General features: G+C 32.0%; 14 protein-coding genes. 2 read left to right on the plus strand and 12 right to left on the minus strand.

Features of this window, described 5'->3' with window-relative positions:
- Positions 1-33 precede the first annotated feature (33 nt).
- Together wecB and RM538_RS06050 are read left to right on the plus strand one after the other, a co-directional pair.
- Positions 34-1128, plus strand: coding sequence for a non-hydrolyzing UDP-N-acetylglucosamine 2-epimerase (gene wecB / locus RM538_RS06045; RefSeq protein ID WP_311332507.1), 1095 nt, complete (start codon positions 34-36; stop codon positions 1126-1128).
- A complete protein-coding gene (locus RM538_RS06050; protein ID WP_311332508.1) occupies positions 1118-2287 on the plus strand; it encodes a glycosyltransferase family 4 protein in 1170 nt (389 codons plus the stop codon). Before wecB ends, RM538_RS06050 begins: the two co-directional genes overlap by 11 nt.
- On the opposite strand, the gene RM538_RS06055 is transcribed toward RM538_RS06050, so the two are convergent.
- From RM538_RS06055 to RM538_RS06110, 12 genes are all read right to left on the minus strand, one after another.
- The gene (locus RM538_RS06055) at positions 2284-3639 is read right to left on the minus strand and encodes an exopolysaccharide biosynthesis polyprenyl glycosylphosphotransferase (RefSeq protein WP_311332509.1); all 1356 of its coding nucleotides are present in this window, start codon (positions 3637-3639) and stop codon (positions 2284-2286) included. The two genes, RM538_RS06050 and RM538_RS06055, sit on opposite strands and share 4 nt — an antisense overlap.
- Positions 3640-4629, minus strand: coding sequence for a UDP-glucuronic acid decarboxylase family protein (locus RM538_RS06060; RefSeq protein WP_311332510.1), 990 nt, complete (start codon positions 4627-4629; stop codon positions 3640-3642). It lies immediately after the preceding gene.
- Complete coding sequence (locus RM538_RS06065; RefSeq protein ID WP_311332511.1) at positions 4629-5939, minus strand: UDP-glucose dehydrogenase family protein; 1311 nt, start codon at positions 5937-5939, stop codon at positions 4629-4631. Before RM538_RS06065 ends, RM538_RS06060 begins: the two co-directional genes overlap by 1 nt.
- A gap of 33 nt (positions 5940-5972) precedes the next feature.
- Complete coding sequence (locus tag RM538_RS06070; protein ID WP_311332512.1) at positions 5973-7190, minus strand: O-antigen ligase family protein; 1218 nt, start codon at positions 7188-7190, stop codon at positions 5973-5975.
- 91 nt (positions 7191-7281) lie between these two features.
- Positions 7282-7452 carry a hypothetical protein gene (locus RM538_RS06075; protein WP_311332513.1) on the minus strand — a complete coding sequence of 57 codons (171 nt, stop codon included), beginning with the start codon at positions 7450-7452 and terminating at the stop codon, positions 7282-7284.
- 31 nt (positions 7453-7483) lie between these two features.
- Entirely contained in the window at positions 7484-8584 is a 1101-nt protein-coding gene (locus tag RM538_RS06080; protein WP_311332514.1) for a glycosyltransferase family 4 protein, read from the minus strand.
- Positions 8581-9795: an O-antigen ligase family protein gene (locus RM538_RS06085; RefSeq protein ID WP_311332515.1), complete on the minus strand. Its 1215-nt coding sequence runs from the start codon at positions 9793-9795 to the stop codon at positions 8581-8583. Before RM538_RS06085 ends, RM538_RS06080 begins: the two co-directional genes overlap by 4 nt.
- Entirely contained in the window at positions 9782-10882 is a 1101-nt protein-coding gene (locus RM538_RS06090; RefSeq protein WP_311332516.1) for a DUF1972 domain-containing protein, read from the minus strand. The genes RM538_RS06085 and RM538_RS06090 overlap by 14 nt, the downstream gene beginning before the upstream one ends.
- Positions 10879-12108, minus strand: coding sequence for a hypothetical protein (locus RM538_RS06095; RefSeq protein WP_311332517.1), 1230 nt, complete (start codon positions 12106-12108; stop codon positions 10879-10881). Before RM538_RS06095 ends, RM538_RS06090 begins: the two co-directional genes overlap by 4 nt.
- Before the next feature lie 21 nt (positions 12109-12129).
- Complete coding sequence (locus RM538_RS06100) at positions 12130-12822, minus strand: sulfotransferase family 2 domain-containing protein (RefSeq protein ID WP_311332518.1); 693 nt, start codon at positions 12820-12822, stop codon at positions 12130-12132.
- Positions 12823-12825: 3 nt separating this feature from the next.
- A complete protein-coding gene (locus RM538_RS06105) occupies positions 12826-13731 on the minus strand; it encodes a sulfotransferase family protein (RefSeq protein WP_311332519.1) in 906 nt (301 codons plus the stop codon).
- Positions 13731-15005, minus strand: coding sequence for a flippase (locus RM538_RS06110; RefSeq protein ID WP_311332520.1), 1275 nt, complete (start codon positions 15003-15005; stop codon positions 13731-13733). The genes RM538_RS06105 and RM538_RS06110 overlap by 1 nt, the downstream gene beginning before the upstream one ends.
- Between the last annotated feature and the right edge of the window lie 18 nt (positions 15006-15023).

Below are 15023 nucleotides of genomic sequence, written 5' to 3' on the forward strand. Positions count from 1 at the left end.
TATTTCTTACTTTTGAATTGATAACTTTAACCTATGAAAATCACAATTGTTGCAGGTGCCCGCCCTAATTTTATGAAAATAGCCCCTATTATTCATGAAATAGAAAGGCAACAAAAACTAGGGGCAACTATTTCTTACCGCTTAATACATACAGGGCAACATTATGATAAAAATTTAAGTGATACTTTTTTTAAAGAACTCGCTATTCCTGCCCCTCATAAAAATCTGGAAGTAAAAAGTGGGACACAAGCAGAGCAAACTGGGGCCATCATGGTTGGTTTTGAAAAGGAACTTGAAGCACACCCTTGTGATTTAGTGTTAGTAGTAGGTGATGTAACCTCAACAATGGCATGTACTATTGTAGCAAAAAAGGCTCATATAAAAGTGACTCATGTAGAAGCAGGAATTCGGTCTGGAGATTTAAAAATGCCTGAAGAAATAAACCGCATTGTTACAGATAGTATAACCGATTACTTTTTTACAACTTCAGAGAAAGCAACTAACTATTTGCACAGTATAGGCAACACAGAAAAAAATACTTTTTTTGTGGGAAACGTAATGATAGACACCTTGTTAAGTAATCTTAATAGACTAAAGCAACCTGCTTTTTGGGAAGAAAAAGGACTGCAAGAAAAAAATTATTACGTGCTCACCCTACACAGGCCCTCTAATGTTGATGCTCTAGAAGGCTTTAGCAAATTACTATCGCTAATAGTTCAAAAAGCAAATAAGCTCCCTATTATATTTCCTGTTCATCCTAGAACTCAAAAAATATTAAAAGAAGCTAATCTTGTATTTGAGAACCTACACTATGTCTCTCCACAAGGATATTTAAATTTTATATACTTAGTGAAACAAGCTAAGGCTATATTAACCGATAGTGGTGGTATAACAGAAGAGGCATCTGTATTAAATGTGCCTTGTATTACTTTTAGAGATAGTACAGAGCGACCCGAAACTTGTGTTTTAGGGACTAATATACTTGTAGGCAACAACACACATTTAATAGAAGAAGCTTTTAATAAATTACAAAGCGGAAACTGGCAACAAGCAAAACCTATCCCAAAATGGGATGGAAAAGCTTCACAAAGAATTGTAGAAATACTTTTAAAACTTCATGAAGGATAAAAAAGCCAACATCTTACTGGTTACTAATTATTATCCTCCTGAAAAAGGGGCTGCACCTAATAGAATACAAACTTTAGCAGAAAATTTAAGTCTTCAAAATTATAATGTTACCGTTATTTGTCCTTTGCCCAATTACCCAACAGGAAGTGTCTTTAATGGGTTTAAAGGGAAGGTATATCATTCTTCAATAGAAGGCAGTATAAATATAAAAAGGTTGTGGTTATTCCCAAGCAAGTCTAGCAATAAGTTTATACGGCTATTGTCTATGCTTTCATTTTCATTTTCGTTGACGTTATACTTTATTTTTAAGAAAATTCCGAAGAAAGTATTTGTGCAGTATTCACCTGTATTTGTTGGGTTTACTGCTGTTTTTTGGAGTTGGGTTTTTAGAAAAAAAGTGCTGCTTAATGTTTCAGATTTATGGCCCTTAGCAGGTTTAGAAATGGGCTTACTTTCCAAGGGGGTCTACTATTCTTTATTAGAAAAAATGGAAGTGTTCTGCTATAAAAAGGCGAAACTTATTATAGGGCAATCTGAAGAAATTTTACAACACATTTCACAAAAGGGAATACAAAAAGAACTTTTTTTATATAGAAACCTTCCAAATTTTAAGCCTCAAGTCCCTAATGAAACATCAACAGAAAAAATAACACTTGTCTATGCTGGCTTACTAGGTATTGCACAAGGCTTACACAGTATTTGCTCCACCATAAAATTACCAAAACATATCGAGCTGCATATTTATGGTGCTGGTCCTGAAGTGGAAAAAATTAAAAGTATTAAACAGGGTAATGTTATGTATCACGGTGAAGTTTCTAGAGCGCAACTACATACCGAATTACAAAAATATACTATTGCATTTGTGCCGTTAGTAAAGAGGATTTATGGTTCAGTCCCTTCAAAAATATTTGAATACACAAGGCTTGGATTACCTATATTTTATTTCGCAGGAGGAGAGGGAGGCGATTTAGTTGAAAAACATCGGTTAGGCTGGAATATACAAGCAGAAGATTATGAGGCTTTTCAGAAGTTTATAAATAGGATTTCTAAAGAAGAATTAAACAATTTTAAAAAAAGTGAGATTCAAAAAAGAGCTTTGAGTGCTTTTAATTTTGAAGTACAATTTAAATTTCTTTTAAAAGCTATTCAGAAAATTTAATACGCTCGTTTATCTCCCTTTATAGCGTTGTATATAGTTTGGAACACTATTTTAATATCAAGAAAAAGGGACCAGTTCTCTAGGTAAAAAATATCATATTTCACCCTGTTGATAATGTGGTTATCATCTTCTACTTCTCCTCTAAAACCACTTACTTGTGCTAAGCCAGTAATACCGGGTTTTACAAAGTGGCGCACCATAAATTTGTCTATTTTTTCGGCGTACATGTGTGTGTGACTTACCATATGTGGTCGAGGTCCAACAACACTCATTTCTCCTTTGAGCACGTTAATAAACTGTGGAAGTTCGTCTATGCTTGTTTTTCTAATAATACGGCCTATACGCGTAATTCTTGGGTCGTTTTTACTTACTTGGTGTAAATGTGCCGTAGGGTTGGGACGCATAGATCTAAACTTATAACAGTAAAATTCTTGATAGTCCAACCCATTACGCTTCTGTTTAAAAAAAACAGGGCCTCTAGACTCTAGTTTTATTATTAAACCTAAAATTGGGGTTAACCAAGAAAGTACTCCAACAATAATAAAAATAGATAAAATAATGTCGAAACTGCGTTTTACAAACTTATTAAAGGGTTCATCCATTGGGATTTTACGCATTGATAAAATAGGCAAAAATCCATAATAGGTAAAGTCTAACTTCTTACTATATATCTCTTTATTGTCTGGAAGAAACTTTAATATCTTGAGGTTGTTGTCTGCAAAATCTATCAATTTTGCTAGATCGTTATTAGATATTTCGGCAACAGAAGTGTAAATCTCTTCAATTCCGTTTTTAGAAATGTACTCTATACACTCTTGGATTGAAGATTTATTAGGCCCTTTAATTTCAAACGTTTTAAAAAGTCTATATCCATACTCTGGGTTTTCCTCAAAAAACTTTCGAAGCTGATCTGTTTTTTGGTTAAGCCCTATAATAGCAACTTTTCTAAGGTTTCCTTGAAGTAGTAATCTATATTTTTTAAGTAGATAATAAATAGCAAATTTTGCTATGGTGATAAATAGCATCACTAATAAAAAATACCTAAAAATAGCTAAGGCTTCTATTTGAATTTCGTTATAAAAACCAAAAAAGGCAAACACAATAAGAAAGAACACCGCTCCTTGTTTACCTATTAGAGACATTATTTTATTTACTTGAGTAAATCTATATATCTCATAAAAATTAGATTTAACAGATAAAATTATCCACGCAATTGTAACGATAATAACATAAGAAAGAAACTGAAAGTCTTCAATGAAGAACTGCTTCGCTAAAAGGTGGATAATCAAAAGATCAACCACGTACGAAATAGGCCTTAAAAACCCTGAATATCTCCCTCTTTTAAATATCATTTACTTCTTAATATGCTTTTTAAAGTCCTTATGTTCGCTCCTATATAGCTCTTCTTTAGATAAGCTTTTAAAGTAATCGTACGTTTTTTTCATTCCTTCTGCTCTAGACACTTTTGGTTCCCATCCTAGTATTTTCTTTGCTTTATCAATATTAGGTTGACGTTGCATTGGGTCGTCCTTTGGTAAGGGTTTAAGTACTATTTTTTGATCAGAGTTTGTTAACTTGATTATTTCTTTTGCAAAATCTAAAATTGATATTTCATCTGGATTTCCAATATTAACAGGCTCTACATAATCACTTAGAAGCAATCTATACAACCCTTCTACCTCATCATCTACATAACAAAAAGAACGTGTTTGAGAACCATCACCAAATACTGTTAAGTCTTCTCCACGAAGTGCTTGCCCAATAAAAGCAGGAATTACTCTTCCGTCATTAAGTCGCATCCTGGGGCCATATGTGTTAAATATTCTTGCAATACGAGTTTCTACTCCATGAAAACGATGGTATGCCATTGTAATGGATTCTTGAAAACGCTTTGCTTCGTCATATACTCCTCTTGGTCCAATAGTATTTACATTTCCATAGTAATCTTCGGTTTGAGGGTGTACAAGTGGATCGCCATACACTTCAGAAGTAGAGGCAATCATAATTCTTGCTTTCTTTTCTTTTGCCAAACCTAAAAGATTGTGTGTTCCTAAAGAACCTACTTTAAGGGTTTGAATGGGTATTTTTAAATAATCTATAGGGCTTGCTGGAGAAGCAAAATGTAGAATATAATCCAAGCCTCCAGAAACATGAACAAACTTGCTTACATCATGGTTATAAAACTCAAACTGCTCTAGTTTAAAAAGGTGTTCAATATTTTTTAAGTCACCTGTGATAAGGTTATCCATACCAATAACGTGATAGTCTTCTTTTATAAACCTATCACACAGGTGGGATCCTAAAAATCCTGCAGCTCCAGTAATTAAAACTCTTTTTTTCATTACTTTATCTCCTTTCTACCTATTGAAGTATAATTAAACCCTTCTTTTTGCATTAACTGTACATCATAAAGATTCCTTCCGTCAAAAATGGTGGCTTCTTTAAGTAGAGATTTTATTTTATTAAAGTCTGGGGTTCTAAAAATACTCCACTCTGTACATATAAGAAGCGAATCTGCATTCTCTAAAGCTTCATACATACTTGAAGCATAATGAAGTTTATCTCCAAACTTAGCTTTTATATTTGGCATTGCTTCGGGGTCAAAAACAGAAAGTGATGCTCCTTTTTCTAGTAAAGCGTTCATCATATCGATAGAAGGAGCTTCTCTAATATCGTCTGTCTCTGGTTTAAATGCTAAGCCCCAAATTGCAATTTTTATATCACTTAGGTTGCCATTAAAGTGGTTTTCAATTTTAGGAAGTAGTATTGTTTTTTGTTTGCTATTAACACCAATAACTGCCTCTAGAATTTTGAAATCGTAGTTTGCATCTGCTCCAGCTTTTTGGAGTGCCTTAACATCCTTTGGGAAGCATGAACCTCCATATCCTATTCCTGGAAATAAAAAACGCTTTCCAATTCTTGAATCACTACCCATACCGGCTCTTACTTTATCTACATCTGCCCCTACTAATTCACAATAATTAGCAATCTCATTCATAAATGTAATTTTAGTTGCAAGAAAGGAGTTTGCAGCATATTTGGTAAGTTCTGCACTTTTCTCATCCATTACAATAATTGGATTTCCTGAGCGTACAAAAGGGCTATATAAACGCTCCATTAGCTTAGTTGCTTTTTCACTACTAGCGCCTATTACAATTCGTTCGGGTTTAAGAAAATCATCTACAGCATATCCCTCCCTTAAAAACTCTGGGTTAGAAACAACATCAAAATCACAAGATGCATTCTTGGAAATAGTTGCATTTACTTTTTCTGCAGTACCTACAGGGACTGTACTTTTATCTACAATTACTTTATAGTCTTTTATCTTTTTCCCAATTTCTTCAGCTACACCAAGTACATATGATAAATCTGCAGAGCCGTCCTCATCTTCTGGAGTAGGGAGCGCAAGGAAAACAATGTCTCCATGCTCGAGGCCTTTGTCAAGGGAGGTTGTAAACGTTAGCCTGTTTGCTTTAATATTACGTTCAAAAAGGACATCAAGGTGTGGTTCATAAATAGGAACAACCCCATCACGCATTTTTTCAATTTTTACTTTATCAACATCAACACAAACCACTTCATTTCCTGTCTCTGCTAGACACGTTCCTGTAACCAAACCTACATATCCTGTTCCTATTACTGTTATCTTCATATCATCTTTTTCTTAAAAGGTGCAAAAATACAATTATTGTGTGTCTTTTATTGTATCATTTTTGGTGAGCATAAAGCTATTTTTAATTAGCAATGCTGTGAGTACAAATCCTATATAATATGCGCCTATTTGCCTATGGAACACGTTTTCTACAAGACAAAAAGAAATGACAACAATTAAAAAAGAAGTTGGTAAAAAATACTTTTTATTCTTGTATAATAAAAGCAGCAATATTCCAGAAAATAAGCCCGCTGCAAAAATCCCAAAGCTCAAGTAAAAATCTAAAAACTGGTTGTGGCTATTATACCTATTAGCAACAAACCTTGCTTGTTTTTGCTTATCTTCTATTCTTGAGCCATATGATGCAACTAACTTTTCTTTAGTTTCTTTATATCCAAACCCTTTAAGTAAAAGCGGGTTTGATGTAATTATATATGACGCATTTTCCCATACCGTTGTCCTCATTTCCCAAGTTAATGTATTTTGTAAAAAAGAGGTTTGTGATTGTTGGTTAGAGGGTTTAATACTTTTGTTTATGAGCCCTATTGTAAAAACTCCTGCCACTATCAAAATTGTTGCGGCTAGATATTTAAATACTTTCTTTTTGCTATATAATTGCTTAACCAAAACTATAACACCAAGTACAAGTAATGCGACCTTAGAGACCATCAATAGTAAAAAAAGCAGATTAATAATGATATTAATTAGATGGTACTTATTATTGGGGTGATATTGCTTATTTAACGATTGGTAAGAAACCAAAATACTTAATATTGAAAGTAAACCAATATAAATTCTATCTATTAAAAGACTCTCTACTACCTCCCTAGAATACCCAAGAACTATTTCTTCTGAAGTGTAAATGATTATTAAAATTTTAATTACTGAAAAAACAATTACTGCTAATGCCGATAGAATGATTGTTAACTTGATTTTTCTGAAATCCCTTACAGGAATGTATAGTATGGCAAATAAAACAGCCAGCCCCACTTTTTGTATAATTGCACTGTCACTTTCGAGTCTGCCAGAGGCTAATGATAGTATAAGTAAAATTGCAACGAAACAAATGAAAAGTAGTGTTGGTACTTTGTGTAATTTTTTAAAATCTTCTTTGCTAACCACAAATGGAAACGATAGTACAAGCAACCCAAGCAATATATTGGGTAATACTCTAAAATAATTATCAAAAGGTATTGCGAAAAAGAGCAACAAATAAATAAAAGGATAAGTTGCGCTAAGAAGGATTTTCATTTATAAGAAAATTGCTATTAAAAATACCTCAAGATAAAGAATATTTACGAGCTAACAGGGAGATCCTATTTATACCTTTTGTATTTTTTATTTATTTTAAAAAATCTATAACCTCAATAATTGAAAGCCTTGGGTGTGATGTAACAGCGGTATACAACTCATCATTCCATAAGCCTTGGTAATTAAGATTAAAAGCTCTTAACAAAAAGGCTATCAATAATCCTATATAAATAAGATATTGGTTTTTTATAGTTATTTTCATTGCGATTGAAGTTAATACAATAATAGTGATTTCAATAAACTTTGTTTGAAACAGCTTTTACAAAAACCTCAGCACTCTTTTCCCAGGTATATTTTTCCAAAATCAAGCTTCTTGTTTTTTCTATGTTTACATCCTCATGCTCTAATAACTTACAGAGTGATTCTTCTATTTCTTTTTGGTTATATGGGTCTATATGATATTTAAAAAAAGTAAAGTCCTGCATTGCAGTAGCATTGGAACACAACACCTTACTACCATATACAGCCCCTTCTAATGGCGGAATACCAAAGCCTTCGGCAAAAGATGGGTAAACAACACAAGCAGCATTTGCATAAAATTTTTGCAACGCAATGCCAGATACATTAGGAAATTGCACCAAATGTTCGTTTAATATTTTATTGTGCTCTTTTATATACGTATCTAATTCGGGGTCATTAATATCTTGTTTTCCTATAAAAACTACTTTATATCCTTTTGTATGTAATTTGAGATTAATAAACGCTTTTAAAATAGCAATGTGATTTTTTCTAGGCTCGATTCTACTTACATAAAGCAGGTATTTTTCAATACCATATTCTTCTTTTATGTGATTGTCCTTGGTGGTTTTTTCATCTAACTGAGCAACAGCGTTTGGTGTTATATGTATATCATCTTTTGCGATGTTATACAACTCACTAATCTTTTGTTGAGAATATGTAGATACAGTAAGTAACACGTCAGCTTTTTTGGCAGAATGTTTAAAGAAAGTGCCATTAATAAGTTTATACTTCTTTGGGAAAAAGTGGCTAAACCTCTTTTCTTCAAATAAAATATCATGTGTTGTAACAATATATTTACCTCGTTTTATTAATGGTGAAATATATTGAAAGTGTGAAAAATCTATTTTAAGGCGTTTAATAATTTGGGGGAATTCGTAAAACAGCCTAACTAATTTGTTTCGGTTTTTTAATTGAATGTAATGTGTGTTCTTTCCTTCTCCAAATTCCTTTTTTAAGACAGAAACATCATAACCAGCAAAGTAAAATTTCCAGTCTTTTTGTTTGCTTATAAGAGCGCTATAAAGCCCTTTAATATACGTTCTCGAGCCTTGAAACTTTCCATCAAAAACATGTGCATCTACTAGTATTTTCATAATGCACTATTTTTAAATGAAAGTGATTTAAAAAGGATACCGTATAGTATTAAAAAATGAATCATCCCTCTTTGCCTCCATATATAGGTTTCGGTTAAAAAGATCATTGTCATTAGTATAGCTACAAATAAAAAAAGTAGCTCTTTCTTAGAAACATACCCTTTAAATAGAGCCCCTAGCATAAAAACTATTAGTAAAAACCCTATCACACCAATTTCGGCAAATGTCTGTATAAATTGATTGTGAAAGTTATAATCATCATATCCCCAATATAAATTGTATTCTTTATTTTTTTCAATTCGTTTTTCTTTTGCAGCATTAATACCATACCCCGTTAGAAAAACTTCGTCTTTGTCTATAAGTTCGTAAAAAATTCGCCCTTGATAAACTCTTAATGTTGTTCCTGTCCAAGGGTATACTCTGTTAAATTTTTCAGCAGTAAGTACTTCTTCAATATTAGAAGAAAATTCTTGCTGGACTCTGTTCTTTAAAGGGGTAAGTAAAACAACAGCACTAATTATTAAAACTAATGTGCCTAATACAGCTATTTTTTTTAAGCTAATTCTCTGAACTAAGAAACCTAGCATAATGCAAATAATTGTACTGAATATTACATTCTTTGAAGAGAGTAACACCAAGAAGATAAACAGTATAATCCCCAAGGCAATATTTAAAAAAGTTTTTTTCTTGTAAAAAATTATAAATAGCAAGCATACAGCTACAAGTAATGAAACGTATATGGCGTTTAACTGCCATGGCCCTACAAGGTTATGATAAAATAAAGAAGAAAGTGTCCCTTCTGAAATGTAAATAACTAAACCATTACAAATAAAAAAAACAGCAAGTAACGCCATAAAAGCACTAAACCAGTAGAGTGCGTTAAATAGTTTTTCTTTTGAAATAGAAGGCATACAAATAAATGCTAATGGAAGTAATAGAAAAGGAAGTTGTCGTTCTATTCCCCTAAGTGATTTCCCTGTATTTATGGTCCATAATAGAGAAGCTAAAACTAAAATGTAAAGTAAAATTGGGAGGGCTAATTCTTTCCTAAACTTAACTTTATGAAAAAAGACTGAAAAAACACTTACTGCGGTAAGTAAAGCAATACTAATTGAACTAAAAGCATAGGGTAATGGTATTGTAATTAATACAAGTGCCAACAAAACCTCATAGGTTTTCTCAATTAATAAATATTGCTTAATTGTTTTCATAAACTTTAATAAACAAGTCTAAATAGGCGTTATTTATAGTATCCCAACTGTAAAGGCTTTTAACCTTTGATGTATTGTTATTTATAAATTCTATATGCTCTTCTTTTTTCTCTATAAATCCTAATAGCTTAGTTACATCTTGTTTATTGGTGAAATAAAATGCATCCTCTTTTAAAATTGCTTTATTAAACTCGTTATTATGAGCAATAATAAGGCTGTTACTTCCCATTGCCTCCAGTAACGAAGGGTTAGTACCACCAACGCTATGACCATGAAAGTATACCTTAGAATAATACCTAAGATTGTTTAACATTTCTTGATCATATATTCCTCCAAGAAACCTGATTTTTTTATTGGCTTTATACTTATTGGTTAAGTAGTTTCCAAATTTGTTTACATTGTGTTTTCCTACAACAAGAAATGGTGTTTCGTCTTTAGATTCAGCAACGCCATCTAGTATAACCTCAATGTTGTTTTCTGGCTCCATTCTGGCAATTAACATATTGTAGTTGTATCGTTCTACATTATAGTTTTTTAATGCTTCACCGGAGGCGTTACTGTAAATAAAAGCCCCATAAGGAATATAGGTAGAATCTTTTTGGTATTCATTCTTTAAATAATTTTGAATACCAATAGAGTCTGCAATAAGGTAGTCACTACTTTTTACTGCTAGTTTCTCGGCAATTTTTAAAAATTTTCTTACTTTTTTTGAATACTTAGAACGTTTCCATTCTAAGCCATCCATATTTGTTATAATTATTGGAGATTTGGGTAAAAGTTTATACCAGACAGAATTGCTGGTATATCCTAATTGCAGCAAAATATCAAAATCTCTTTTGCGAGCATCTCTTATACAGTTTAAATCATAAATAAACTGCCCTGCCGTGCCTAGTTTATCTTCCGCATCTTTACAATGAATAATATGTACTCCATTAAAGAGGCTCTCTTTGTATGGGTGTAAATGTGAATTATACACATAGACTTCGTGATTTTTTTCTGCTAAAAAAACAGCAAAAAATTCTGCAAATTGTTCAAAACCACCATGATGGTTGGGAATTCCTCTAGTCCCTAATATTCCTATTTTCAATTTTCTGAAAAATGTTTAATGGCAAATGTTCCTCCAATTAATAATGTAGCCATATCATAAGAAACAAAAATCCCAGTAACTACAAAACTTGTCACTAAAAGATAAAAACTACCTGAAACAAGTATTCTGTTATATAATTTTGAGGCTTCATCACCCTTTTTGTCTTTGTAATAAAAATAATACATATAGAATATGGCAATTAAATATATTAGTATTCCTAGTGCCCCAACCTTAAGATATACATAAGCTAGACCGTTATGAACTTTTGGTAGGTGCTGTATCATTTCTCCATCCAATCTTACTTCTAAGCCAACATCTACTGTAGAACCAAATCCTGCGCCAAGAACCCAAGATTTTTCTCTATGTATTTTTTTAATTACCTGCTCGGCTTCATAAGCCCTCCAGTTACCCCATAGTTCTCTCCTATCGTTTAATGTAACGTCAAAGTCTTTAGTTTTAAAGGCTTCGTCATAAGAGTTTTTAACCTTGGCCAAAAAGGTATCCAAAATCCCTGGATCTTTTGGTTCCTCATAGTCTTTAATGTAAAAAACAAACATTCCGGCAAAAATAGCACCTACAAATAGTGCTACTATTCCTTTAATGTTCAATTTAAGTAGCCCATAATGTGCCATTACCATTAACACATAAACTACTAGCATGGTTCTTGAAAAGTAAACAAAAAAGGATATTGCTAAAATCACAATAAAGATCCTGTATATTATTTTTGATAGGGGTTTAAAGTTTTTAATTGTTTTTACACAAGTAACAAGGTATAATGCTACCAACTCTAAGTGACTTGACCTTCCGTAAACGCCTCTTAATCTATCTAGTCTTGGTCCAATACTGCCAAAGTTAATTGCAATTTTTGCAAGATGTATAAATGCAAAGGCAAAACCAGTATAAATAATAATGTCGAAAAAATCTGATTTGTTTTTAAGCTTTGTTACAATAAGATAGGCTGCAAAGAATATTAGCATTGGCCGTATAAAGTATATAGTGTCTTTAATAAAAGGGTACGGCTCTAAATCCAATGAAATTGCGCTTACAACACCAATTAAAACAAGAATTGACAGTAAGAATAAAAACGTAAAAGCAGCTTTTGATATCTTTGAAGAAAATGCTGTAAAAGCAGTTATGAATGCAGCGATAAATGAAACCTCCACACTTTCTGACCATATTGCTACAATCAAAATCACAAATATAAGCTTGTACAGGTTTTGACTCATAATTAATATGATGTAAAGGTTTTACTTTTCATAATTAAAAGATTGAAAGTCTTCTTTATATAAACTATAGATGCTTTCTTTTTCAAAAGGTGTTAAATCTTTTTGGCTTTTTATTACTCTACTATTCTTTTTTAAGGCATACTTTATAAAAGCTGGTGATTTCATAAGCTTAGAAAGCCCTCTCTTAACCCCTATTTTAGACTTGTTTACATAGGGCAATTCTGTTTTTTTAATTCCACTTTCTTTCATGACCTCAGAAATATCTGTTTTAATAGTTTCTAATCTTCCAACATAATCTACAAGCAACTCACCGTCTTTTGAATATAGGTAATCGTACTGAGATAAAAAGAAAAAATCTTTTACCTCGATTTTTTTTGACAATACTTTTTCAATAAAAATAGTAAAAGGAATCACACTTGAGTACCCTAAGTATTTGTAAAGTGAAATAGCTCTATCATAAGGATTTCTAACAAATGAAAATGTAAAATACTCTTGATATGTTTTCCTGTCTATGTAGCCTAACTCAACATACTCTTCGGCGGTTAGGTGTGCAAGTCTTTTAGGGCCTTTTTCATTGCCTTTTTTCTTTCTTAGAAGTAACTCACTTCTTTTATCCCAAGAAAGTCCAAGGTCATTCAAAAAAAGTGTTTCAATGCTCTGTCCCGCAACTTTTGGAATATGCACATATACAGTATGGTGCTTATGACTAATCATTTTTTATAGGTTCCATTTTGCATTAAGGTCTATGCCTATTAAGCTTGACGTTTTTGTTACATCTTCAGAAAAAAGTTCTTTTATTTTATCTTCTTCGGTACTAGAAAGAACCGTTTTTTTATTTGCCTCTTTAAACAGTTTGTTCTTAATTGATGTTCTCTTATCTTCAGAAAACAAATTCTGTAATAATGGTCTTAACCATGTGTTTCTTAGGCTATTAAGAAGCTTAATATTAGCGTATTCCTTATTTTTATTATGCAGTTCTAGATCATTAATTTTCATTTGTTTAATCCCTAAAAAACTGAATAACGCATTAAAACTTTCTTCTTTATTTAATGTCCAGTCTTCAAAAATTAATGAATGTATGTTCTCTTTAGGAAAAAGAGAATAATACTGCTTTAATGATTCGTAATAAAGGCTTAATTCTTTATATAAATTTCCACCTCCCCAAACACCTTCAGAATCTGCCATAAAGGCATCATAAAAATTAGTTATGGATTCATGTCCAGTATTAAAGTTCATTATATAATGGCTAAAAGCTCTTTGTATAGGGTTTCTCAAAGAGAATATTATCTTAGCATTAGGGTTATGTTTATGAATACGTAAGGCGGTCTCTTTATCCCACATATATGAAGGGCTTATATCTCCTTTAATTTGAGATGATGTAGCGTTATGAAATAGGTCTTTATATACTTCTAGGTTATTAATAATCTTAGAGTGATACTCAACATCTGGTTTTGGCTTTTTGGAGTGCCTTTTCTCTTTTGAGCTTACTTTAGAAAAGTAATTAGTCTCTTTAGTTAGAGGAAGAAATATTTCTGGGTGTTGTTTAAAGTAAGTATACAATGATGTGGTACCACTACGTGCAGCTCCAATTACAAAAAAATCTATTTTGAACGTACTTGCCATTATAGAGATAAAAATGTTTTTAAGTTATCTTTTTTGTAAACATAAATAACTGCTATTATGTTCCAAATAATCATACTGGATGAAGTTGCAATTGCTGCCCCTACAATTCCATAAACAGGTATGAGCACATAGTTAAGCACAATATTAATAGCTAATGCGCTTACTAATATTGTTTGAAGTGTCACTTGTTTTCCTGTCATATTAAGGTATGTCCCAACAGAGCCACATAGAGCGTTAATAGTTTGACCTATTAATAGAATTAATAGTGCGGGCTTTGCAACGTCATAGCCCTCTCCAAATAACTTTAATATTATCCCAGATCCAAGTGCCAAAACAATTATTAATGGAAATGTTAATACAAAAATTAATTTTGTTCCTTGTTGTACTCTCCTTCTTAGTGCCTCTTTTTTTGAAGCTGAAAAAAGGTGAGATATATCTGGTGCTATTACAGCATTAACTGAAGACAAAACAATAGCAATAACCATTGTTAGTTTTACAGTTACAGCATAATATGCAACATCTTCATAGGTGGTAAATTTAGTTAACATTAAAACGTCCACGCTTTGCATTAATAAAAAAGACATACTGCTTATTGCCATTGGGCCAGATCGTTTTACAATCTCTTTAAAAGAGATAGTAATCTTATTTGCTACTTGAGGTAATCTTGAAAAGAAAAAAAAAACAATTACTGTCGATAAAACACCAATAAACAAAAAGTTTAATAGAAATATGTCTATTAAATATTCTGGGTTATTTGTATAGTATAGTATTATAACTCCAATTAAGAAAGGTAAGTACCTAATGATGTTTCTATAAAACTCAGAAAGAATTATTTTGTTTAATGCTCTGTAGACATCTATATTTAGAAGCGTTATTGAGTAGAAAAACAATGTTAAAACTGTTTTTGAAGCCGTATTGTTAAACTCTACATCAAAATAAGATAAAACAGAACTGGTTTTTACCCATTGAGCTATTACTATTAAAGCTACGGCAATTATAAACATTACGACAACCATCTTGATGTAAACTGGTTTTATGCTCGAGAGGTTATTTTTAGATTTTAAGAAACCCGAATAATAAATTATTGCTTGGTGCATCCCAAATAAAACAACGGCTCCTAGAAAAAGTAGTAGCGCTCTACTAAAGTCATACTCTCCAACAATAGCAGCGTCAAAATTATTGGTAATAACTAGTGTACAAATAAAAAACAAAAACATTCCTCCAACTCTTAACGCTAATACCCTTATACTACTAGATATTAGTGTGTTCTTCAAAAGTGAAGTTATTGATCT

This window comes from Patiriisocius hiemis (genome assembly GCF_031846325.1).
In the GTDB taxonomy this organism is placed as follows: domain Bacteria; phylum Bacteroidota; class Bacteroidia; order Flavobacteriales; family Flavobacteriaceae; genus Patiriisocius_A; species Patiriisocius_A hiemis.